23 protein-coding genes are annotated in these 23051 nt (G+C 62.2%); 15 read left to right on the forward strand and 8 right to left on the reverse strand.

Annotated elements, in window-relative coordinates:
- Entirely contained in the window at positions 1-321 is a 321-nt protein-coding gene (locus tag LOX95_RS11055; RefSeq protein WP_242914565.1) for an Mpo1-like protein, read from the forward strand.
- On the opposite strand, the gene LOX95_RS11060 is transcribed toward LOX95_RS11055, so the two are convergent.
- Complete coding sequence (locus LOX95_RS11060; protein WP_242914567.1) at positions 318-1421, reverse strand: GNAT family N-acetyltransferase; 1104 nt, start codon at positions 1419-1421, stop codon at positions 318-320. The genes LOX95_RS11055 and LOX95_RS11060 overlap by 4 nt on opposite strands.
- Before the next feature lie 252 nt (positions 1422-1673).
- Between LOX95_RS11060 and LOX95_RS11065 the strand changes: the two genes are divergently transcribed.
- Positions 1674-3443 carry a peptide MFS transporter gene (locus LOX95_RS11065; protein WP_242914569.1) on the forward strand — a complete coding sequence of 590 codons (1770 nt, stop codon included), beginning with the start codon at positions 1674-1676 and terminating at the stop codon, positions 3441-3443.
- A 94-nt stretch (positions 3444-3537) separates the two neighbouring features.
- Here LOX95_RS11065 and LOX95_RS11070 read toward each other — a convergent pair whose 3' ends face one another.
- On the reverse strand, positions 3538-5589 hold the full coding sequence (locus LOX95_RS11070; protein WP_242914571.1) for a TonB-dependent receptor plug domain-containing protein: 2052 nt from the start codon (positions 5587-5589) through the stop codon (positions 3538-3540).
- Positions 5590-5855: 266 nt separating this feature from the next.
- Between LOX95_RS11070 and LOX95_RS11075 the strand changes: the two genes are divergently transcribed.
- Both LOX95_RS11075 and LOX95_RS11080 read left to right on the forward strand, forming a co-directional pair.
- Complete coding sequence (locus tag LOX95_RS11075; RefSeq protein ID WP_242914573.1) at positions 5856-6716, forward strand: TraB/GumN family protein; 861 nt, start codon at positions 5856-5858, stop codon at positions 6714-6716.
- Between the two features lie 18 nt (positions 6717-6734).
- On the forward strand, positions 6735-7043 hold the full coding sequence (locus tag LOX95_RS11080; protein WP_242914575.1) for a YdeI/OmpD-associated family protein: 309 nt from the start codon (positions 6735-6737) through the stop codon (positions 7041-7043).
- Here the strand turns inward: LOX95_RS11080 and LOX95_RS11085 are convergent.
- The 6 genes from LOX95_RS11085 to LOX95_RS11110 form a co-directional block, all read right to left on the reverse strand.
- Positions 7040-7414: a hypothetical protein gene (locus tag LOX95_RS11085; RefSeq protein ID WP_242914576.1), complete on the reverse strand. Its 375-nt coding sequence runs from the start codon at positions 7412-7414 to the stop codon at positions 7040-7042. The genes LOX95_RS11080 and LOX95_RS11085 overlap by 4 nt on opposite strands.
- Positions 7415-8449: 1035 nt before the next feature.
- On the reverse strand, positions 8450-9148 hold the full coding sequence (locus tag LOX95_RS11090) for an acyl carrier protein (protein WP_242914578.1): 699 nt from the start codon (positions 9146-9148) through the stop codon (positions 8450-8452).
- Positions 9149-9222: 74 nt separating this feature from the next.
- The gene (gene tldD / locus LOX95_RS11095; RefSeq protein WP_242914580.1) at positions 9223-10662 is read right to left on the reverse strand and encodes a metalloprotease TldD; all 1440 of its coding nucleotides are present in this window, start codon (positions 10660-10662) and stop codon (positions 9223-9225) included.
- A 123-nt stretch (positions 10663-10785) separates the two neighbouring features.
- A complete protein-coding gene (locus LOX95_RS11100) occupies positions 10786-11565 on the reverse strand; it encodes a GIN domain-containing protein (protein ID WP_242914582.1) in 780 nt (259 codons plus the stop codon).
- A 31-nt stretch (positions 11566-11596) separates the two neighbouring features.
- Complete coding sequence (locus tag LOX95_RS11105) at positions 11597-12166, reverse strand: DUF1700 domain-containing protein (RefSeq protein WP_242914584.1); 570 nt, start codon at positions 12164-12166, stop codon at positions 11597-11599.
- Positions 12166-12570 (reverse strand): PadR family transcriptional regulator, encoded by a 405-nt coding sequence (locus tag LOX95_RS11110; protein ID WP_242914586.1) that lies wholly within the window; start codon positions 12568-12570, stop codon positions 12166-12168. Before LOX95_RS11110 ends, LOX95_RS11105 begins: the two co-directional genes overlap by 1 nt.
- 234 nt (positions 12571-12804) lie before the next feature.
- Here LOX95_RS11110 and coxB point away from each other — a divergent pair, with 234 nt between their 5' ends.
- From coxB to LOX95_RS11165, 11 genes are all read left to right on the forward strand, one after another.
- Positions 12805-13767 carry a cytochrome c oxidase subunit II gene (gene coxB, locus LOX95_RS11115; RefSeq protein ID WP_242914588.1) on the forward strand — a complete coding sequence of 321 codons (963 nt, stop codon included), beginning with the start codon at positions 12805-12807 and terminating at the stop codon, positions 13765-13767.
- A 23-nt stretch (positions 13768-13790) separates the two neighbouring features.
- Positions 13791-15434, forward strand: a complete 1644-nt coding sequence (gene ctaD, locus LOX95_RS11120; RefSeq protein WP_242914590.1) for a cytochrome c oxidase subunit I — start codon at positions 13791-13793, stop codon at positions 15432-15434.
- Positions 15435-15502: 68 nt separating this feature from the next.
- On the forward strand, positions 15503-16471 hold the full coding sequence (locus LOX95_RS11125; protein WP_242914592.1) for a heme o synthase: 969 nt from the start codon (positions 15503-15505) through the stop codon (positions 16469-16471).
- A 5-nt stretch (positions 16472-16476) separates the two neighbouring features.
- Positions 16477-16743, forward strand: a complete 267-nt coding sequence (locus LOX95_RS11130) for a hypothetical protein (RefSeq protein ID WP_242914593.1) — start codon at positions 16477-16479, stop codon at positions 16741-16743.
- On the forward strand, positions 16743-17303 hold the full coding sequence (locus LOX95_RS11135; protein WP_242914595.1) for a cytochrome c oxidase assembly protein: 561 nt from the start codon (positions 16743-16745) through the stop codon (positions 17301-17303). The genes LOX95_RS11130 and LOX95_RS11135 overlap by 1 nt, the downstream gene beginning before the upstream one ends.
- Positions 17304-17387: 84 nt before the next feature.
- Complete coding sequence (locus tag LOX95_RS11140) at positions 17388-18260, forward strand: cytochrome c oxidase subunit 3 (protein ID WP_242914597.1); 873 nt, start codon at positions 17388-17390, stop codon at positions 18258-18260.
- 72 nt (positions 18261-18332) lie between these two features.
- Positions 18333-18701, forward strand: coding sequence for a DUF983 domain-containing protein (locus LOX95_RS11145; protein ID WP_242914599.1), 369 nt, complete (start codon positions 18333-18335; stop codon positions 18699-18701).
- A complete protein-coding gene (locus LOX95_RS11150; protein ID WP_242914600.1) occupies positions 18701-19444 on the forward strand; it encodes an SURF1 family protein in 744 nt (247 codons plus the stop codon). Before LOX95_RS11145 ends, LOX95_RS11150 begins: the two co-directional genes overlap by 1 nt.
- Positions 19441-20733: a M16 family metallopeptidase gene (locus tag LOX95_RS11155; protein ID WP_242914855.1), complete on the forward strand. Its 1293-nt coding sequence runs from the start codon at positions 19441-19443 to the stop codon at positions 20731-20733. The genes LOX95_RS11150 and LOX95_RS11155 overlap by 4 nt, the downstream gene beginning before the upstream one ends.
- 18 nt (positions 20734-20751) lie before the next feature.
- A complete protein-coding gene (locus LOX95_RS11160; protein WP_242914602.1) occupies positions 20752-21360 on the forward strand; it encodes a GNAT family N-acetyltransferase in 609 nt (202 codons plus the stop codon).
- A gap of 46 nt (positions 21361-21406) precedes the next feature.
- Positions 21407-23050, forward strand: coding sequence for a putative bifunctional diguanylate cyclase/phosphodiesterase (locus LOX95_RS11165; RefSeq protein WP_242914857.1), 1644 nt, complete (start codon positions 21407-21409; stop codon positions 23048-23050).
- The last annotated feature ends 1 nt before the right edge of the window (position 23051 follow it).

Genomic DNA, 23051 nt, shown 5'->3' on the forward strand with positions numbered 1-23051 from the left:
ATGACCCAACCTGCAAACGGCGAGCGTTACGCATCGTTCGAGGCCTTCTATCCCTATTACATCCACGAGCACTCCAATCGGGTCTGCCGCCGTATCCATGTGATCGGCACGGGATTGGTGATCGCGGCCTTTGTCGCGTTTCTGGTGACGCGCAATGCGTGGTGGCTGCTGGCCATGCCGCTGGTGGGGTATGGCTTTGCATGGGTAGGCCACTTCTTCTTCGAGAAGAACCGTCCGGCGACCTTCAAATATCCCCTCTGGAGCCTGATGGGGGATTTCCGCCTGTTCTTCGAAACCGTCAGCGGCAAGCGCAAGTTTTAGGCTTTACGTGACCTTCGCGGTGGCTGGCGCAGGGTAAAGCCGTCGCTGCCGTCAAAGGCGGTGGGGAGCCAGTCGTCGCAGTGATCCGACGCACCCGCGCTGACGAAGGCGTGGCCCCAGCCGCCCTCGGTGTGGGCGCTGCGCCGCTTTGCGCCCAGTGCCTCGAACAGCGGCGCGGAGACGACGGGGAGGCGTACCTTTACGGCCCCCATCTTGTACCCGGCCTGTTCGATGGCGCGGACCAGAGACGGAACCGCCGTTGCGGGAGCCCCGGACAGCCAGGCGATATCAAGGATTTCGAGCACCGGCACGTCGATGGATCGGGTCTTGGACAGCTGTGCGAAGGCATAGGCGACCAGTCCGCTCTCGTCGTGGTAGCCGAGCACAAGCGGCGGCATGTAGCGGTCGGGGCCCGCGCAATACCAGCGCAGGGTTGCCGGACTGCGGTCGCTGACGAGTTGGTCCTCGTCGCGCAGCTTTTCCCACAACTGGCCAAAGGCGGAGTGTTCGGACAGGTCCTCGATGACGTGGATGTTGCGTGGCCATTTGACGCGTCTGGGGTCGAACAGATTGGCCGCGCGCGGGGCAAAACACTCGCCCAGTTTGTCGTTCAGCCTTGGCCAGCGCTCTACGCAGGACCGTAGGCCGCGAGCGAGGGCGGCGAGGCTGGGTGCCAGTGCCCATGACAGCCGCACATCGTGCGCGGGGTGGGGCAGAGGCTCCATCCCCAGTTTGCGGTAAATCGGGCTGCCGACCTCGTTGGCGTTGAGAATGGTCGTGAACAACACGCCCTCCTGGGCCAGGAAGGTCTGGATCAGGGCCTGACTGCCGCCTTTTGCGCGCGGCGAGACGATGACCGAATAGGCCGAGGCGATGACGTGGCGTTTGCGCTGACGATAGGCGAAGCGCCGGTAGTTGCCGAGAAATCCGTCGATGCTGCCGTCATTGTCGATGACCCAGCCCAAGGGCGCAGAGGCGGAATGACAGGGGTTGCGGGCCAGCCAATGCCACTGGTCGAGACTTGGAACAGGCCAATGGATATCCGCGTGCAAGGCGTTGACGCCTTCTGCATCGGCAAGTGTGAAAGGTCTGATGGCCAAGGGGGTCTTCGAGGAGCGGGCGGATTTCCAATACCGATGGTGTCAGAAGCTTGGCCGTATGTCGAGCGCACGCCTCTATCCTTTTGCCGAGGAGAATGAACTGGGCGTCAAATGCATCAGCTATGTGAATATGTGGCAAGTTTGGGCCGGTCTCGAGACGAAAAACGTCGTTAACATCTTGTGACAACTGGCGTGTCGTGCTGTTTCTCAATGTTTCAGCGCCCGACGGGGGCGGCAGATATGGAGTTCCGCGTGTCAGCGACGGAAACTGGGGGCAGCCTTACGGCCGAGCCCCGCAAGACCTTCCTCGGACATCCCCGAGGGCTGGTCGTTCTCTTCTTCACCGAAATGTGGGAGCGCTTCTCGTACTACGGTATGCGGGCCCTGCTGGTCCTGTATCTGACCCAGCACTTCCTGTTCGGTCCTAAAGAGGCTCAGGGTATCTATGCGGCCTATGCCGCGCTGGTTTACCTGATGCCGGTCGTCGGCGGCATGATCGCTGATAAATATCTGGGATCGCGCAAGGCCGTTATCATCGGCGCTGTGCTTCTGGTGTTCGGCCACTTCATGATGGCTTTCGAAGGCACCGGCGGCAAAGAGCGCCTGACGGTTGCCGAGACCACCTATGAACTGCAGGTCGAAGGCCGCGACCAGGACCGCAAGATCTACGCTGTAAACGGCGAAGAGCGCACCCTGATCAAGGTCACGCCGGAAGGCATCGTCAACCTCGAGGCACCGGCTGCGGCTGCGACGGCCGAAGGTGTTGCCGCGGCTCCGGTAGCGGGTCTGCCTGCCCTGACCCCGGCCGACAGCTATAAGCTGGAGACGATCCGCGACACCGGTTTCGGTGAGCCGATCCTGTTCTTCGCCCTGTCGCTGATCATCGTCGGTGTGGGCTTCCTGAAGGCCAATATCTCGACGGTTGTCGGTCACCTGTACGAACAGAACGACCCGCGTCGCGATGGTGGCTTCACCATCTTCTACGTCGGTATCAACCTCGGTTCGCTGCTGGCCACTGCGGCCTGCTCGTATCTGGGTATCAAGTACGGCTGGGCCTATGGCTTCGGTCTGGCCGGTATCGGCATGCTGATCGGTCTGGTTACCTTCATCTTCGGCCAAAGCTGGCTCGAGGGTCGCGGTAGCCCGCCGAATCCGGAAATGCTCAAGACCCGCAAGGTTCTGGGCCTGCCGTTCGAAGCCATCTTCTGGATCGGTGGCCTGGTCGCTGTATTCCCGACCTGGCTGTTGATGATCCGCAGCGAAATCATCATCACCGCCCTGCCTTGGCTGGCCGGTGTGATCTTTGCTTCGGTGGTTGGGTATGTGCTGATCAAGCTGCGTGGCGCTGAGCGCACCCGCATGCTGGTGGCGCTGACCCTGATCTTCTTCTCGACGCTGTTCTGGGCGCTGTTCGAACAAGCCGGTTCTTCGCTGACCCTGTTTGCTGACCAGTCGACCGAGATGCCGTCGTGGTTCAATGCCCCGATGACCCAGATGTTCAACCCGGGCATCATCGTAGTCGGCGGTCCGATCATCGCCGCGCTTTGGGTCTGGCTGGGCAAGCGTAACCTCGAGCCTTCGACTCCGGTCAAGTTCTCGTGGGCGCTGGCTCTGGTGGGTGCAGGCTTCCTGCTGCTGACCTTTGCCTCGAACAACTTCGCGAACGTCGACTTCCGCGTTCCGCTGGTCTTCCTGTTCCTGACCTACCTGCTGCACACGCTCGGCGAGCTGTGCCTGTCGCCGGTGGGTCTGTCGATGATCACCAAGCTGTCGGTTGACCGCGTGGTGGGCATGATGATGGGCGTGTGGTTCCTGTCGTCGTCGGTTGCACACGTGGCTGCCGGCCTGATCGCTCAGGCGACTTCTTCGGACACGGTGGCCGGTGTGGTGACCAATCCGGAAGCCGCTCTGAAGACCTATGCCGACATCTTCGGCACCATCGGCTGGACCGGTGTGATCGTGGGTGTGGCACTGCTGGTGCTGTCGCCGCTGCTGAAGAAGGGCATGGCGGGTATCCGCTAAGTCTCCCTTCAGCGACACGCATAAGAAAGGCGGCACTTCCGGGAGGAGGTGCCGCCTTTTTACTGGCCGTCACGGATGACAGCGGGGGAGAACCTTAGAAGGTTTTGCGTACGCGCAGCTGGAAGAAGGAGCGCGGGGAGACGTCGCGAACGTCGGTGTAGGCAACGGCGCGGGAGGTGCGGTCGGCATAGGTCTCGCGCTCGAGGCGGAAGCTGTCCCAGACATTGAACTGGGCGCGGATCGAGAGGGACGACACCGGCTTGTACTCGGCCCAGATCTGACCGTAGTCGCGGCCCATCCAGCCGGAGACGTAGTCGGGCTGATAGGAGGTCTCGGTGATCTTGGGCAGATAGTCGACGCCCCACGAGAGCTTCCACGACGGGATGTTCTGCTCGAAGGAGATCTCGGCCTGGCTGGGGCGCAGGTTGGAGATCGGGCGGGTGCGACCCGTGGTGGGGTCTGTGACTTCGGTCTTGTTCCAGCTGTTCCCAAAATCGAACTTGCCGCCCGGAATGCCGATCTTGTCGGTGGGCAGGCTCAGCTTGACGCGCAGCTGGTCCAGCGTGCCGTCGCCGATATTGCCGACGGCGGCCAGACCGCCATCCAGCGGGATCACGTCGATTACGTCGCTGATGGCATCGTGGCGGTAGGCGATGCTGAAGATGCCTTCCTTGAGGAAGCGCTGCTCGAAGGAAATCTCGCTGATCCAGCGCTGTTCGGGGGACAGGTTGATGTTGCCGCCCATGACGTTCTCGTTGCTGAACTCGGCGGAGGCGGCGAAGTCGTTGAAGTCCAGCTGGCCCACTGTGCGCTCGAAGCGCATGCGCAGCTGGGTGTTCTCGCGCGGGTTCCACGTCAGCTGGACGCGGGGCTTGGCGAAGAAGAAGGTCTGTTCGTGATCGGCATCGCCCGACTGGCTGATGGTGGAGTTCTCGAGGCGCAGTCCCGCTTCCATCGTCCATTTGGGATTGATACGCCACGTGCCCTTGCCGAACAGTTCGCCGCGCAGTTCCTCGACCTTGATGGAGGCGGAGGGCAGGGGAACGTTGGTGCCGCCGACAGAATAGGCCTGCTCGACTTCGAGCATGTTGTAGGCCACTTCGCCGCCGGCTTCGAACTGGAGCTTGTCGGAGTGCTGGTAGCGCAGGAGGCTACGCAGGATGGTCTCTGAGCTTTCGCCCGAGGCGGTGAAGAGCTGCTCCGGCGAGACGACGCCGTCGACCGTGACGTTGCTGCGATCCAGCGCATCCACGTTTTCAAACTCGTGGATCATGCGGGTTTCGGAGGTCAGCTTGCCGGTGACGGGGCGAGTGTAGACGATGCCCAGTTCGCCCGACTTGCTGTCGTTGACGCCCACCGCCTCGCGGTTGGAAGTGGCGCTGGTGTAGTAGTTTTCGCCGTGCCAGTCGTTGACGCCATAGCGGGCCGTCACATCGACGGTGCCGCCCAGCAGCGGACCTTTGACGGTGCCGCGGATGCTGCGGCCGCCGCCATAGCCGTCGTTCCAGTAGTTCTCGTTGCGCAGGACCGTGCCGTCGGGGGTGGTGCGGGTGAACGGACCCTCGCCGTTGGAATCGCTGGTAGAGATGCTGTCGGACAGGAACAGGCCGTAGGTGTAGTCACCCTTGCGGTGGGTGATCTGATAGCTGCCGCCGTAAAGGTCCTGACCGCCGCCGTCGAAGATGAAGGTGTTGAAGCTGGCGATCTGCTCGGTGCTGGCCGAGGTCTTGAGGATGACGTTGACCACAATGGCATAGCCCTGCATCTCGATGCCGGGCGCGCCGCCGCGGATCAGCTCGATGCGCTCGACACGCGATGCGAGGGTGCGGCCAAGGATGGAAGAGCCGGTGTCGTTCTTCGAGGCCGGTCGGCTGCCGTTGATCAGCACATTGCCCACAGTGCCTTCGAAGCCGCGGGCGCCGTCGCCGTCATTGACGCTGAAGCCGGGGACGCGGTTGACCATGTCCAATGCGGTGTTCGGGCTGTAGGCTGCGAAGAAGTCGGGCTGGAAGATCAGGGAGCCCTGATCATTGGCTTGAGGAGCGTGCGCGGCCGGAGGCGACGCTTCCATGGCCTGGGCGGCAAGCGGGGCGGCCATGCCGAGGCAGAGAATCGTGCTGGTGAGTAAAATGCGCTTGGCAACCATGGGTGGCCCCTTCCTCAAAAATGTTGAGGACGTTTTGCGGCCAGTTTACGGTAGTAACCAGTTACAAGCTGTACAGGTGGATTAAACATCGTCCACGATTACCGAGATGTAATGTACGTTAAGAACGCGCAACGAATGATGGTGAAGAGATGAATAGAATAAAACATTTAGTATTTGTCTGTTCTTTCGTTGCTGCTTCTGCGGTTTCGTTGCCGTCTTGGGCACAAGGTTTAGATGTCGGTGCGCAAGTTTCCGGTTCGGACGCAGTGCAAGTCGACGAAGTTATTGTGACGGCGCGCCGTGCGGGCTTGCCGATGTGGACCGTGCGCAGGGGCGATGACGGGGTGCTGATCCTTGTCGGTATGATCCGCGAAGTGCCCAAAGGCTTTGAATGGCGGGCCGAGGCGCTGGAGGGTGCCGTGGGGCGGGTGGATCGTGTCCTGTTCGCGCAGGACATGCGGGCTTCGCCTGCGGATATCTTGCGGATACTTTGGCGGGCACGGACCATTGTGTTGTTGCCGGACCAACAGACGCTGAACGAGGTGATCCCTGCCGAGGATTTTCTGCGTCTGGTGCCGTTACAGGCCTATGAACGGAATCATGGCTGGGTCCGGACGCGACCGCTGATGGTGGCGATGGGTCTGGTGCGGGAGCGTGCCGGAGAGGATGGCTCGCGTGACCCGAGGGTCGAGCGGGTCGCCGAACGGGCCGCGCGTCGCGCCGATATCAAGACGCATAGCATCGGTGTTGTACGGGGCAGTGAACTGGTCGATTCGCTGATTTCTTCGCCGCCGGAGACGCAACTGTCGTGTTTGAGGGCGGCGATGGGTGCGGCAGAGTACGGGGCCGGTGCCATGGCGGACCGTGCCGAGGCTTGGCGCAAGCTGGATGTGAAGGCCGTATTGGCATCGCCGTTTGATGCGGTGATGGACGAATGCTGGCCGTGGGGTGATCCGTCGGTGCGGGGGCGGATGCGGGCTGAATGGGTCAATGCCATCTCGACTGCGATTGCCGATGACGGCGTGACGCTGGCGGTTGCGCCGATCCGGACGCTGGGGGAAGCTGACGGGGTGCTGGATCAGTTGGTGGCCGCCGGATACGAGATCGACGGGCCTGACTGGAAGTAGAGCGTCGGAGATGAAGCGATGAGTGCGACGTCCGAACCTATTGCCCAAGGTGTTGTGCACGAGGTGGCATCTGATCTGGAGGCGGCTATCCGTGCGGACGTGGCGGCGTTTGCGCTTTGGCAGGGGCTGACACCGCTGGGGCGCAACGAGTTCATCTGCTGGGTCGAGGATGCCAAACAGGCACCGACCCGCGAAAAGCGGATCAGGCGCACTCTTGAGGAAATGCACGAGGGCAAGCGCCGCCCCTGCTGCTGGCCCGGATGTGTTCACCGAACGGACAAGCCGCCGTCCAAATGGCAGCAGGCGATGGCTGCGCGTAAGGGCTAGTTTTCGCGAAGGGGCGAGTTTTCGGCGTAATAATAGGGAACCTTGGAAGGTAAAGCTGACGGTCTGTCGTCGACATTGCACCAGCTCGCCAAGGTTTCGCCTGTCTCGAAATCCGCGACCAGATTTACAACCCTGCAGCCGCCATGGAAGATTTGTGGAAAGTCTTCCATGGCTTCAATCCGTGTCGCGCCGGAGGGCGGCCAGGGGACGCTGGGTATGTTGGCGGCTAATCCCACATCCTCGGTAAATACGCTGACCCAAACTTTTCTAGGCGCGGCCAATGTGAAGGTGTGTGAGGTTGTGAAGGGCAGGTCTAGTTCGGACTTAAGTTCGATCAGGGCGTAGAAGCGAGCATAGTCGGACTTGGCCATTGCCCCTTCAGGGAGGACCGCAAGGTCATCTACGCGCAGGTGGGGCGGAGATTGGCAGGCGCAAAGCATCGCCACTAGTCCGACCGTAAGGATTGCGCGTTTTCTGCTCATGCCAGCATCTTGCCTTGGATTGATCGCGAGGGTCAGCGCGCTGCTACGACCTGCTCTATCGGGAGGCTGATGTGTGCTACGCGGCCTTCGTTCGCTTGGGCGTGTCTCGGGTGAACGGGTTTGCCGTTCCATTGACGGGCTTCTTGCTCAACGTCAGCAAGCCGGACGCCCTGAGGGGTTCGATGCGGGCGGCAGGCTTCCAATTGGCCGTTGGCGACGAGTCAGCTGATTTCTACGTCCCTATTGTTTTGGTGGTCGAGAGTAGGCTGTCGTCGCACGCCTTGGAGCCGCATGTTCGCGTCTACATCTGGCAGATGGTCACGATCAACCTCAAGCGCGTAACCACATGCCGTAAGGACCTTATCCAGATTGGCATGTCGGGAAGGCAGTTCGAGAGGGGAAGAGATGGCCGGACGTCGGCGAGTCGCGGGAGATGATAGAGGTAGGATTCCGCCATTGCGCAGTCCGCGTGCATCGCGTGCCGGTTCGGTGCTCAGCCACACCCCATTCTGTCTCCACACTTGAGTGACGGGCGTAGAGCCGACTTGCACGGTCGCCGTGTAGGGCGTTTGCCCGGTCGGGCAATCCCCAGAGGGAGACGACGAATCGATCAAAATAGCACTGGACTCGGAGTTCTTAGCCGGAGGCAAAAGTCACCGTCGCAATATAGGTTTTTTAGCGACGTCCTCGGCATAGTCCCAATCCTCATCCGCGACCTGATGCTGCGCGGAAGCCGGGTTGCCGATCAGCAAACCCGTTGCGCAGGCCGCAGTCAGGAGCAAGCGAAGTCGGAACATGTGCAGAGCCCAAATAAGAGACAAGAACGCCGTTCGACCTTAGAAGGGCTTACGAAAAAGGCCACCCGTAGTGGGTGGCCTTTGATGTTTTAGACGGCGGTGCCGCCGATGGTTAGGCAGCCCGTTACTATGCCAGTAGTCTCGTCGTCTTTTCGATCCGGTCGGGGTCAACAGCTTGGAAATCTGCCAGCAGTCGCTTGAATACGGTCCAAACTGTGGGTTCTCGTCGATCCGCTCCGAGATCGGCGAAGTGTCTGAAGTTATGAGAGGCGAGTTCAAGGGAGAGTTCGCCCACCGTGGTATCGCTGAAACCTGCCAAGCGCGCACGAGCAATGGCCGCTCCGGCATATACGGTGATGATCAACCCCAGTGCCAAGATTGTGGAGGGCGCAACTGAGAGTGCGGCGCAGGCGATCGCAACCAAGCCTATACCCAAGGTCAGTTCATCATAAGCGCCGGGCAATGGGCGCGTGCCTGTGTACTGGGCCATATTTGCCAGAAACTGCGAACGGGATTTGCGTGTGAGCTGAGACAGTTTCGTCGTGGGAGCAATATGATTTTTGGCCCCAAGATGTCTTAGGTATCGCCGGACCGCGTAGAACGCCATGGCTGTCGGGCATTTTCCAGACGCTGTTTCAACAGGGAATCTTTCGATTAGGCCATCGTATAGATCGCCGACAGTGTGCCAGTTTAAAGTCTCGTGATCATCAAAGCGGACGCCAAACGCCTCCTCAAGAGACGTTAGAAGTTCACAATCGTCACCGTCTCCGGCGAGCAGAAGCGACACAAGGGGGTGACCTGTTGAAGTCATATAGACAAAGTCCATCAAACCTCGAACGATGACAAGGTCGGTCTAGCCTCAACGAAAAAGGCCACCCGTGGCGGGTGGCCTTTGAAGTGTTAGACGGCGGTGCCGCCGACGGTGAGGCCGCCCATTTTGAGGCTGGGTTGGCCGATGCCGACGGGGACGCCTTGTCCGGCCTTGCCGCAGGTGCCGACGCCGGGGTCGAAGGCGAAGTCGTCGCCGATCATCTCGATCTTGGTAAGCGCCGTGGCACCGTCACCGATCAGGGTCGCGCCGCGAACCGGCGTGGTGATCTTGCCGTCCTCGATGAGGTAAGCCTCGGTGCACTGGAACACGAATTTGCCGTTTGTGATGTCGACCTGACCGCCGCCGAAGTTGGCGGCGTAGAGGCCGCGCTTGGTCGAGGCGATCATGTCCTCGAACTTGTCATTGCCGCCTTCCATGAAGGTGTTGGTCATGCGTGGCATCGGCTGGTGGGCGAAAGACTGGCGACGGCCATTGCCCGTGGCGCGGGCGTTCAGTTGGCGGGCCGACAGGCGGTCGTGCATCAGGCCGACCATGATGCCGTCCTCGATAAGAACGGTGCGCGAGGTCGGCGTGCCTTCGTCGTCGAACGACAGCGAGCCGCGACGGTCGGCAATCGAGCCGTCATCGACGACCGTGACGCCGGGGGCGGCGACGCGCTTGCCCATCATTCCGGTGAACACCGACGAACCCTTGCGGTGGAAGTCGCCCTCGAAGCCGTGACCGATGGCTTCGTGCAGCAGCACGCCCGGCCAGCCGGCGCCCAGAACGACGTCCATCTCGCCTGCGGGGCAGTCGATGGCTTCGAGGTTGATCATGGCCTGACGCAGAGCCTTGTCGACCTGACCCTGCCAGCTTTCCGGCTTGATCCATTCCTCGAAGGCGGCGCGGCCGCCGGCACCGGAGGATGCGGTTTCCCGCTTGCCGTTCTTCTCGACCGTCACCGAGACGTTCAGGCGTACCAGCGGGCGGATGTCGCTGAGGATCTGGCCGTCGCCGCGCAGGATGTCGATGGTGCGGCGCTCGCCGACGATGGAGGCCGACACCTGAACCACATGCGGGTCGCGGACGCGGGCAAAGGCGTCGATCTCGGCCAGCAGGGCGATCTTGTCCGAGAAGGACGGGGCTAGCAGCGGATCGACCGGCGCATAGAGGCGCTGATTGGTGGCCAGGGGGGCTTCGGCGGCGGTGCCGGAGTAGCCGCGCTTGGCAAGGGCTGCGCTGTCGCCTGCGCGCGCGATAGCGGCGGCGGAGATTTCATTGGCGTGGGCGAAGCCTGCGGTCTCGCCTGCGACCACACGCAGGCCGAAGCCTTCGGTGGCGTCGTAGTTGGCGCTCTTCAGGCGGCCATCGTCGAACAGGAGGGATTCGCTCTCGGTCTTTTCGAGGAACAGTTCGCCGTCGTCGGCACCCTCCAGCGCGGTTTGCAGGATGGACAGGGCATCGGACGCATCGACACCAGCGGCGTCGAGAATGGGCGAGGGCGAAGAGACAGAAGTGGAAGAGCTCATAGTCGCTAGATAGGCGCGGGCGCGGGCGGGCGCAAAGAAAAAGCCCCCGCCTGACGAGCGAGGGCTTTGCGAAGTGGACGCTGCGAGGCGGGGGAGAGAAGGTGCAGCGCCCTTTGGTTGAGCTTAGTCCTGATCGACCGTCGCTTCTTGCGACAGTTCCTGACGCAGTTCGGCCGGTCGGCGGCTGAAGCTGATCGAGCTGTTGCCGGTAGCGACCACGTCAACCTTGCCATTGGCCGAGGTTTCGACGTCGGCGTTGCCGCTGGTGCGAATGGTGGCGTTTTCCGTCAGCAGTTCGTCCAGTTCGGCCGAGGCATGTCCCGAGGCGTCGACCGTGATCGACTGGGTGCGTCCGATGACTTCGGCGTCCGCGCTGCCCGTCAGGGCCAGCTTCAGGTCAGGCTGGTTGTAGTCACGCACCAGAAGGTTGGTGTGACCAAACAGCTCGAACGACTTCACCGAAGGCGCGCGGATCGTGATGGTCAGGCGTTCGCGCTCATTCCAGCCGCGGATGCCCGAGGCGTCCCACGTCACATAGCTGCGATCGGAGCCGCGACGGTCCGGGGTGTCGAGGCGCAGGCGACCGTCGGACAGGGTGACCTTTTCGGCCAGTTCCTTTTGACCCTCGATGGTGATGCCCGAGGCGCTGGCGTCCTGAATGAAGACGACCTTGCCGGGGATGTCGATGGCGAGGCTATCGCCGCCCGCCCACTCTATGGTGCGGGTGATCGGGGCGGGCAGTTGCTCGCGGACGACGCGGACGCCGTCGTTTTCATTGTCGTCAAACACCCAGGTCCAGCTGTGCTTAGCCAGATCGGAGCCGCCGACGGCTGCTGCGCCGCCGATGCCGACAATAGCCAGGGCCAGACCCGAGGCCCCGATGATGAACAGATTGCGGATCATGTCAGTGTCCTATTCCTGTAAGGGGCGCAGATCAGGCGTTAGCCGGTTCGAGGGCGGGTTTGGCGACGCGGTAGTGCAGGCGGGCGTACCAGATGGTCGCGTCGATCAGCCATTTGATCAGGATGGCCATGGCGGCGATCATGAAGACGCCCAGACCCATCAGGCCGATACCCAGAAGGAAGGCGGCGAGGATGCCGCCCGGCAGTCCGGCGAACGGACCGACGACCATCACACCGCCACCGGCGATGAAGATGCCGACACCGGCGACGAGGAAGGCGAGAACCGTACCGAACACCGGCAGAACCAGCGGCAGCAGGATCAGGATGTCGATGGCACCCAGACCCAGAATACCCAGAACGGCACCCAGGGCGTTGGAGGCGGTCGGCTGCTGGGCCCAGGCCTGCGCACCGGCTTCGGCCTTCAGTTCGCGGGCCAGACGGTCCGGATCGCCAAGGGCGGCAGAGACATCGGCTTCGGAGCGGCCAGCAGCGACGGCGTCGTCGAAGTGGGCTTCATAGTCGGCCACGATGTCGTCGGCAGCGGACTTGGTCAGACCCACCAGACCGCGACGGAGACGGGCGAGGAACTCGTTGCGGTTCATTATTCAGCTCCCTTGTCGGATACAGCGGCCGTGAGGGCCGGTACGGGCTTTGGTGCGCCCGCGTTGATGGTGTCCGCCGAGGTGGCGGCGCTCAGAAGGTCGCCGACGGCGTTGGCGAAGGCCTTCCACTCGGTGCTCTGGGCGGCGAGGGCTTCGTGACCCTTGGCGGTCAGACGGTAATATTTGCGCGAGGGACCGCTGGACGATTCGACCAGATAGGTTTCGACCTGTCCGTCCGTCTGCATGCGGCGCATCAGCGGGTAGATCGTGCCTTCACCCATTCCGATTGCATCCGACAGGCGAGAAGCGATCTCATAGGCGTAGCTGTCGCTACGGGCGAGCAGGGCAAGGACGCACAGTCCAAGGACCCCTTTCTTCAGTTGGATATCGATTGTTTCGGGCATTTCGTTCCCTCGGTTGATGTCCAATGGTTATGACAAGGTATCTTGTGACGCAAGGTACCTTTCAAAACATGAACACCTTTTAATGAGCGGCTTTCTAACAACCTTGTGCTGCGGAATGTGTCAGACACCTTGCCCGACGCCATTTTGTCCGATAACGACCGCCCAAACGCTGCGGTTCGAACGGGCCTCAGCGCGTTTGCGATTGCTTCGCAGGCGTCTGCGGCAGAACGGTTTATGAGGACTTCTCGAATGGGGATGGGCACGCGAGCTATAGCGCGGTTGGGGGCGGGTATCGCCACGGCTGCGCTTGGCGCATTCGTTGCTGCGCCGACATGGGCGCAAGAACTTGTGGGGCAGCCGACCCCGGGTGCAATCGGTCTTCAGCCGGCGGCATCGCCGCTGAAGCACCAGGTGCACGACTTCCACCAGTATGTGTTGCTGCCGATGTGCATCGGCATCAGCGTTCTGGTGCTGGCACTGCTGCTGTGGATTTGCGTGCGCTATAACAAGCGCGCCAACCCCACTCCGGCAAAATGGGCACACAACACGGTCATCGAAGTGATCTGGACGGTTGTGCCGATCCTGATCCTGATGGTCATCGCGCTGTTCTCGTTCCGCCTGCTGTTCGCCTATGAGAACATGCCGGAGCCGGACGTCCGCGTGAAGGTCACCGGCAACCAGTGGAACTGGGCCTACGAGTATCCGGACCACAAGGTTCCGGAATACATCTCGAACATGCTGCCGGAAGACAAAGCCGGTAAGCAGCTTTACCGTCTGGCCGCTGACCAGCCGATGGTTGTGCCGGTTGGCGCAACGGTCGAACTGCTGATCACCGCTGCTGACGTGATCCACGCTGTGGCTGTTCCGGCCTTTGGCGTGAAGATCGACGCCATTCCGGGCAAGACCAACCACACCTGGTTCAAGGCCGAGAAGGTCGGCACCTATTACGGCCAATGCTCGGAACTGTGCGGTGTCGACCACGCCTTCATGCCGATCCAGGTCAATGTTGTGACCCAGGAAGAGTTCGAAGCTTGGGTCGCCTCGAAGGGCGGTTCCATGCCGGGTACCGAAGTTGCTGCTCCGGTTGCAGCTCCGGCCCCTGCTGCTCCGGCCGCTGATGCTGCTGCGGCAGCCCCGACCCCAGCCCAGACCGAAGCGGCTGCAGCACCTGCTGCTGCCGCACCGGCTGCCCAATAAAGATTTGCGAGAGCACACTCATCATGGCTAGCGCTAGCGCAACAGACAATCACATGCCGGGGTTCTTCACCCGCTGGTTCTTCTCGACGAACCACAAAGACATCGGCGTCCTCTATCTCATCTTCGCCATCTTCACCGGTCTGGTGGGTGGTGCCCTGTCGGGCCTGATCCGTTGGGAACTGGCCGAGCCGGGTATCCAGCTGTTCCGTGAAGGCGGCATCGTCCAGCAACTGGGCATCGTCGAAGCGTCCAAACACGGCTTTAACGTCACGGTCACGGCCCACGCCCTGATCATGGTGTTCTTCGTGGTCATGCCTGCGACCATGGGCGGTTTCGCCAACTACTTCACGCCGATCATGATCGGTGCGCCGGATATGGCCTTCCCGCGTCTGAATAACATCTCGTTCTGGATGCTGGTTGCCGCCTTCATCATGCTGTCGATGTCGCTGTTCGTGGACGGTGGTCCGGGCCGCGGCTTCGGTGGTGGCTGGACGGCTTATCCGCCGCTGTCGACCATGGGCCACACCGGTCCGTCGTTCGACATGGCCATCTTTGCCCTGCACATCGCCGGTATCTCGTCGATCCTCGGCTCGATCAACTTCATCACCACCATCTTCAACATGCGCGCACCGGGTATGACCCTGCACCGCATGCCGCTGTTTGCGTGGGGCGTTCTGATCACCGCTTTCCTGCTGCTGCTGTCGCTGCCGGTTCTGGCTGGTGCCATCACCATGCTGCTGACCGACCGTAACTTCGGCACGTCGTTCTTCGATCCGGCCGGCGGCGGTGACCCGGTCATGTACCAGCATCTGTTCTGGTTCTTCGGTCACCCGGAAGTGTACATCATGATCCTGCCGGGCTTCGGCATGATCTCGCACATCGTCTCGACCTTCTCGAAGAAGCCGATCTTCGGCTACCTCGCGATGGCTTACGCCATGGTCGCCATCGGCTTCATCGGCTTCATCGTGTGGGCTCACCACATGTACACGGTCGGTATGTCGATCGAGCTGCGCACCTACTTCGTAGCTGCGACGATGATCATCGCGGTTCCGACCGGCGTTAAGATCTTCTCGTGGATCGCCACCATGTGGGGCGGCTCGCTGACCTTCAAGACCCCGATGCTTTGGGCTATCGGCTTCATCTTCCTGTTCACCGTCGGTGGTGTGACCGGTGTGGTGCTGTCGAACGCCGGCATGGACTACTCGCTGCACGACACCTACTACGTCGTCGCCCACTTCCACTATGTGCTGTCGCTGGGTGCCGTCTTCTCGATCTTCGCCGGTTTCTACTACTGGTTCGAGAAGATGTTCGGCGTGAAGTACAACGAGTTCCTGGGACAGCTGCACTTCTGGGTCATGTTCGTTGGCGTTAACGTCATCTTCTTCCCGCAGCACTTCCTGGGTCTGCAAGGCATGCCGCGTCGTTACATCGACTATCCGGAAGCCTACACCCTGTGGAACCAGGTCTCGTCCTACGGCTATCTGATCACCATCGTCGGTGTCGGCATCTTCCTGATCATGCTTCTGGAAGCCGCCATCCGTCGTCGTCCGGGTGAAGCCAACCCGTGGGGCGAGGGTGCCACCACGCTGGAATGGACCCTGTCCTCGCCGCCTCCGCACCACCAGTTCAACGAACTGCCGGTGGTGAAGGCGGACGACCACCACTAATCCCTCTCCCGGGATAACAAATGGAGAGGCCGCCCTTTCGAGAACCGGAAGGGCGGCCTTCGCCTTATATGAGTATGACCCAGCACCAAGCCCCCCTCATTTCGACCGCCCAGCCGGAAGACTTCTTCCAGCTTCTGAAGCCGCGCGTCATGTCGCTGGTCGTGTTTACGGCTGTCACCGGTCTGATCGCGGCGCAGGGCCATCTGGCTTTGCTGAACGCTGTCGTGGCGGTGATCTGCATCGCCGTGGGGGCAGGGGCTGCAGGGGCGCTGAATATGGCGCTGGAGGGCGAGACAGACGCCCTGATGCGTCGCACGCGTGGCCGCCCCGTCGCGGCAGGCCGCGTGCGCAAGAACGACGCCATGGCCTTCGGCGTCATCCTGTCGATTTTTTCGGTCATGCTGCTGGGCATGACCACCAACTGGATCGCCGGTGGCCTGTTGGCCCTGACGATCGTCTACTACGCCGTCTTCTATACGCTGATGCTCAAGCGTCGCACGCCCCAGAACATCGTCATCGGCGGTGCCGCCGGGGCCTTCCCGCCGGTGATCGGCTGGGCGGCGGCGACGGGTGATGCACCGTGGCAGGCGTGGTTGCTGTTCCTGATTATCTTCCTGTGGACCCCGCCGCATTCATGGGCGCTGGCGCTGTATTCGGCCGGTGACTATGCCAAGGCCGGTATCCCGATGATGCCGGTGGCACGCGGTGCCAAGTCCACCCGTCTGCAGATCCTGATCTATACCCTGGTCTTCGTGCCCGTAGCGATTGCCCCGACCTTTGTGGGTCTCGGAGGCGTGATCTATGGCGTCGTGTCGATCACGGGCGGTCTTTTCTTCCTTTATCTGGCGCTGCGTCTGTGGCGCTCGCGCGCAGGCGATCAGCCCGACAAGGCCGAGGCCGTGGGGCGAGAAGCCGCATTGTACGACGTGCGCGCCGAGGCCAAGCCTGCCCGCAACCTGTTTGCCTTTTCCATCCTGTATTTGATGGCGCTGTTCTCGGCCCTTCTGGTCGAGCAACTGCCGCTCATCGGAGCCTGAGTGCGATGACCCAGAACGATTCTACGCCGCAGTTCATCAAGCTGACCGACGAACAGGTGCGCGCCCGCAAGCGCCGCAACATTGCCATCGCCTGCGGCCTGCTGCTGTTCATCGCCACGGTCTATTCGATCACCGTGTCGCGGATGCATGCCAACAACGAGGCCCGCAAGGCGGCCGAGGCTGCCGAGAATGCAGCGGTGGGCGCAGTGCCTTCCAGGGCACCGGCTGTTGAAGCCCCAGCCGTCGAGGTCACCCCGGCGGAGCGTCCGTAATGTCGGGTGACGTGAACGCTAAAAAGGCGGCCCGCAAGAACTGGATCGCCATCGCCTGTGTATTCGGTGTGATGGCGATGACGGGCGCAGCGTTTGCCGCTGTACCGCTGTACCGTCTGTTCTGTCAGGTGACCGGCTTTGGCGGCACAGTGTCACAAGCGGTCGAAGCGCCCAAGGAGGTGCTGGACCAGATGGTGACGATCCACTTCGACACCAACGTCCGCAACCTGCCGATGACCTTTGTGCCCGAGCAGACCACCCAGCGCGTGCGTATCGGCGAGACGGGCATGGCCTATTTCAAGGTCAAGAACACTTCGAACGAACCTATCCACGCTACGGCTGCTTACAACGTCGTGCCTGACAAGGCCGGTCCGTACTTCCAAAAGCTGCAGTGCTTCTGTTTCGAAGGGCAGGAGATTGCCCCCGGAGCCGAGGTTGTGTTCCCTGTCCAGTACTTCGTGGCGCCCGAGATGGCGACCGACCGTGAAGGCCGCGGGATCAAGGAAATCACGCTTAGCTACACGTTTTACCCAACCAAAGGTTTCGATCCTGCGGTTTAAGCCTCAATAGGCATTGGCAAAGCCCGACTGGCAACGCTATAGCCCTGCATAACTCGACTCTTGCCTTAATTCAGAGACCCTGGAATGGCCCACGCGAAACCACAACACGACTACCACCTGGTTGACCCCAGCCCCTGGCCGCTCGTCACCTCGATGACCGTTGTGGTCATGCTGACCGGCGCCGTTATCTGGATGAAGGGCATGTTCGGCCTGCCGGAGGGCACCAAGTGGGTGTTCTTCATCGGTCTGGCCGGTGTTCTGTACTCCATGTTCGGCTGGTGGCGTGATGTCATCAAAGAAGGCCAGAAAGGTGACCACACGCCGGTCGTCCAACTGGGTCTTCGCTATGGCATGATCATGTTCATCGCATCGGAAGTCATGCTGTTTGCCAGCATCTTCTGGATGTTCTTCGACATGGCGATCTTCAACGAAGCCCGCACCCTGATCCCTGAATACGGCAACTGGACGGACACGGCTGCGGCCTGGTCGACCTGGCCGCCGAAGGGTGTCGAGGTCCTGGATCCTTGGAGCCTGCCGCTGCTCAACACCGTGATCCTGCTGCTGTCGGGCACGACCGTGACCTGGGCTCACCACGCCATTCTGAAGAACGACCGTCAGGCCGCCAAAATGGGTCTGTGGCTGACCGTTGGTCTGGGTGTCATCTTCTCGGCTGTTCAGGCCTATGAGTACTACCACATCATCCACGGCCACCTGTTCTTCAACGAAGAAGCCCTGAACTCGAAGCTGTATGGCTCGCTGTTCTTCCTGGCCACCGGCTTCCACGGCTTCCACGTTCTGGTCGGCACCATCTTCCTGGCGGTCTGCCTGCTGCGTCTGTATCTGGGTCAAATGACCCCGCAGAAGCACTTCGGCTTCGAAGCTGCCGCCTGGTACTGGCACTTCGTGGACGTGGTCTGGCTGTTCCTGTTCGCCTTCCTGTACGTCGTTTACGGCTGATAGGCGGACACCAAGTCTGATAATCAGGACGGCGCGGAGCTTCGGTTCAGCGCCGTTTTCTTTTGGATGACCATGAGCAGCAGCCATCAACGATTGCAGGGGCGCGCCGCCGTTTGGGCCGGAGTGCGCGGGCGCTGCCCGAACTGCGGGCAGGGGCGTCTGTTCGCGGGCTGGCTGAAGGTGCAGCCGCGCTGCGAGGCGTGCGGCTTTGCACTGAAGGATATCGAGACCGGTGACGGGGCAGCCACCTTCATCATGCAGATTACAGGCGCGACCGTGGGCATGGCCGCCGTGGCGTTCAATCTGGCGGTCCAGCCCCCGCTCTGGCTCAATCTGGTGATCTGGCTGCCGTTGGTGGTTCTTGTCTCGGGGGGCTTGATGCGACCCGGAAAGGGGTTGATGACAGCCCTGAATATGCTGCGTACCCGCAAGGACGGCTGATGTCTGATACCCGCTCCAAATCCAAGCCGCGCTTTCCCGTTGTTTTGACGGCGCTGACGGCGGTCTCGCTTGTGGCCCTGATCAGCCTGGGGGTCTGGCAGGTCGAGCGTCTGCAGTGGAAGGAAGGCCTGATCGCGGCCAGTGCCGAGGCAGAGGCCCAGCCGCCCGCACCGGTGGACGAGGTGCTGGCTTCGGCCGCGCCGGAGTTCCGCAAGGTTTTGGTTCTGTGTCGCGGGCTGAACACTGCCCCGTTTGTCGAGTTGCGCTCGATCGAAGAGGGGCAGCCGGGCTTTCGTTTGATTTCGGCCTGTCCGCTGGCGAACGGGCAGTCGATCCTGATCGATCGCGGCTTTGTCGGTCAGGATGTCACGGCGCGTCCGGTCGTCGGGAACAACGCCGCCATGCCCGTCTCGTTCACGGGGGTGGTGCGTAAGCCGGTCAAACCGTCGGGTATGACGCCGCCGCCCGAGGGCAATGTCTTCTTCGGGCGCGACCCCGCGGCCATGGCCGAGGTGCTGGGTGTGAAGACGCAGGTTTCGCCGTGGATCATCTATGCCGCCACGCCGATCAATCCGGAGATCGAGGGGCTGCACCCCTCGGTGCCGCCTGCGGCCTTCAGCAATAACCACGCCGGATATGCCGCGACATGGTTCGGCCTCGCTGTTGTCCTGATCGGCGTCTATATAGGGCTGCTGCGCCGTCGCCTGATGCGAACGGCCGACCTGCAAGGAAATACCCCCTGACTGTCCGCCTGCACACGCTGTCCAACGGCGTAAGACTGATTTGCGATCCGCTGCCCGGTCGTCGCACCTTTGCCCTGAATGTTGCCGTCGCAGGCGGCGCGCGTATGGAAAGCGAGGCCCAGTCGGGCTGGTCGCACTTCCTGGAGCATCTGGTGTTCAAGGGCGCGGGGGAGATGGGCGCACGCGATATCGTCGAGCGGGTGGAGGCCACGGGCGGCACCATCAATGCAGCCACCGGCTATGAGCGCACCAGCTTTGATATCCGTGGCGTGGACGGCTCGCTGGAGCTGTCGATGCAGGTGCTGTCGGACCTTGTATTCCGACCGGCGCTGGATCCCGTCGAGATCGAGCGCGAGAAGGACGTCGTGGCGCAGGAGATCGCTGAGGCGTTCGACACCCCCGATGACCATGTTTTCGAAATGGCGCAGGCGACGGCTTTCTTTGACCAGTCGCTGGGGCGTCCGATCCTTGGCTCCGTCGAAAGCCTGAAGCCGGTCACGCGCGAACAGATTTCAGCATGGCGTGCGGCGCTCTATTCCCCGGACCGGATGGTCGTGTCCGTGTCGGGCGGGGTGGACGAGGCCGAACTGTTGAAGCTGGCCGAGACATGGTTCGGTTCCGAAGTGGCCGGACCCGCACCGGTCATTGCCGAGGCGCAGTTCATCGGCGGCGAGGCCCGCATGGCCCGCAAGATTGAACAGGCCAATCTGGTATTCCAGATGGTGGCTCCGTCGGCGACGTCGGAAGACCTGCCGACCGCGCGTCTGTTCACCGAGATTCTGGGCGGAGGCATGGCCTCGCGCCTGTTCCAGTCGGCGCGCGAAGAACGCGGGCTGGCCTATGCGATCGACGCCTATATGGAGCCCTATGCCGATGTCGGCCTGCTCGGCATCTATGCGGGTGCGGCTGCCGAACGCTCGCAGGAGCTGGCCGAGGTCTGCGCCCAGCAGGTGGTGCAACTGGCGCTGGACGGGCCGACCGAGGCCGAGATGCAGCGCGCCAAGGCGGTGATGAAGGCCGGTCTGTGGATGTCGGACGAAAGCGCCGCCAGCCGCTCGGCACGCCATGCCACACAAGCACTGGTCTATGGGCATCTGGTTTCGTCGGACGATCTGGCTGATTCGCTTGAGGCGGTTACGACCGAGGGGATGCGCGCCTTTGGCGAGGGGCTGTTGTCCGACGGTCTCACCGCAACGGCGGTTTTGGGTCCCAAGGCGGCCATCAAGGCCGGAAAAGCCTTTGCATCCACAGTTGATGCCGCCCGCACGGGCTATCGCTCGCAGGCTTGAAGCGTTTAGAACAGGCGCATGGCCTTGTTTGACTGGAAATCGGAAAACGAGGGCCCGGTTCTTTACGGGGCCGGGGTCATGTTGCGACCGCCGCGTCCGTCGGACTATCGCGAGTGGGCCGAGATCCGCGAAGCCTCGCGGGACTATCTGCAACCGTGGGAGCCGGCATGGGCCGAGGATGACCTGACCCGCGGGGCCTATAAGCGCCGCTTGGCAGTCTATGCGCGCGAGATGGAACTGGGCACCGCCTATCCGTTCTTTGTGCTGGACCAGCAGACAGGCGGACTGGTCGGAGCGATCACCCTGTCGAACATTCGCCGCGGTGTCGCGGAAACGGGAACGCTTGGTTACTGGATCGGGCGTCCATATGCGGGCGAGGGACGTGCTACGGCGGCCGTCGGGGCGGTTCTGGACTTTGCATTCGGAGGCTTGGCGCTGCACCGCGTGGAAGCGGCATGCGTGCCATCCAATCATGCGTCGCGCCGCGTACTGGAGAAGTCGGGCTTCCGACACGAGGGAATGGCGAAGGCTTATTTGAAAATTAACGGCGTGTGGGCAGATCATCTGCTGTTTGGCGTTTTGGAGGCCGACCTCGGGGGGCGGAAGCAGCCAGAACGTGACCAATGAGGCAATATTGACCCAACGTTCCAGAGCGCATGCGTGGGACCCGACCATGGCCCTCGAGGCCTTGGCGGCCGCAGATTCTGCGTTGTGGGTCTGGACCCCGTCGCAGGACAGCATCAGCTTTAGCGGTGCGACTCCTTCAATCGGACTAGGCCCGTTGGCACCTGAGTGCACGGCGGCGACCTTTGTGGCCATGGCCCTGCCGCAGGACCGCGCCCTTGCGGAGCGGCTGCTGAAGCCCCGCGCAGAAGGTGCCGAGATTTCCGTGCGCCTGAGAATGCGCGGGTCCGAAACCTGCCTGTGGCGCGGGGTCTGGCTTGAGGACGGTTTGCGCGCGGCGGGCATTGTCACGCTGGAACACCGGATGATCGGAACGGGGCGATGCGACCTGACGCATCTGCTGGATCGCCGCTCCTTCCTTGGCCGTGTGAGCGAAGGTCTGGTCCAGCCCGGCGAGTTCGAGATGGTTATCGCCGATCTGGACCGCCTAAAGCGGCTGAACGAGGCGCTTGGGCCGGAGCGGGCGGACCTTGTCCTGTCGACGCTGGGCTCGCGTCTGTCGGCAGCCTTCCCCAATGAAGCCGCTCCCGCACGTATCGGCGAGGACGAGTTTGCTGTTTTCGTGCGACGGGACCGTCAGTCGGGGGCCGGGACGGCATCCACCGCCGAACGGATGCGCGGGGCGCTGGAACTGCCGATGTCGGTGGCCGGCTATGACATCTATCCCAGCGTGTCGATCGGTGCGGCAAGCGCCGAGGGCGGTGCCGATGCGCCTGCCGCAGGCGAGTTGCTGCGTCGGGCTTCCCTGGCGCTGGAGCGGGCCAAGACGGGCGGGCGCGGCGGTGCGGCGGCCTATGGTCGTGCGCTTGAGAATGACAGCCTGTCGCGGCTGGCGCTGGAAAGCGAACTTCGCAACGCCTTCAGCCGCGGCGAGATCGAACCCTTCTATCAGCCCATCGTGAATCTTTCGACGGGGGCTGTGGCCGGCTTTGAGGCGCTGGCGCGCTGGCGTCACCCGCAACGCGGACTGGTGCCGCCCGACGAGTTCCTGTCACTGACCGAAGAGATGGGTCTGATGGCGGAGCTGGGTTTGGTGATGATGCGTCAGGCGGCGCGTCAACTGGCCGAGTGGCTGTCGCGCCATCCGGCGGCGGGCGATCTGTTCTGCAGCGTGAACCTGTCGGTCGGCGAGATCGAGCGTCCGCATCTGGTTCAGGATGTTGCCGACATTATCGCCACGACCGGTCTGCCCAAGGGCGCCCTGAAGCTGGAAGTGACGGAAAGCGACATTATGCGCGATCCGAACAAGGCCGCCGAAGTGCTGGCCTCGCTGCGCGAGGTCGGGGCATCGCTGGCGCTCGATGATTTCGGCACCGGCTTCTCGTCGCTGTCCTATCTGGCGCGACTGCCGTTCGATACGCTCAAGATCGACCGCTATTTCGTTCTGACGATGGACAAGGACGAGGGCTCGGCCAAGATCGTGCGTTCGGTTGTGAACCTCGGGCGCGACCTGTCGCTGGAAGTGGTGGCCGAGGGCGTGGAGAACGCCAGCCTGGCCTATCTGCTGGTGCAGGACGGCTGCCACTATGGTCAGGGCTTCGGCTATGCGCCCGCGCTGCCTGCGCAGGAGGCAGAGGTCTATCTGAACGAGTCGCTGGTGGACGGCGCGGCACCGATCAAGGCGCGCAGCTAGT

Source organism: Brevundimonas pishanensis (genome assembly GCF_022750635.1).
In the GTDB taxonomy this organism is placed as follows: domain Bacteria; phylum Pseudomonadota; class Alphaproteobacteria; order Caulobacterales; family Caulobacteraceae; genus Brevundimonas; species Brevundimonas pishanensis.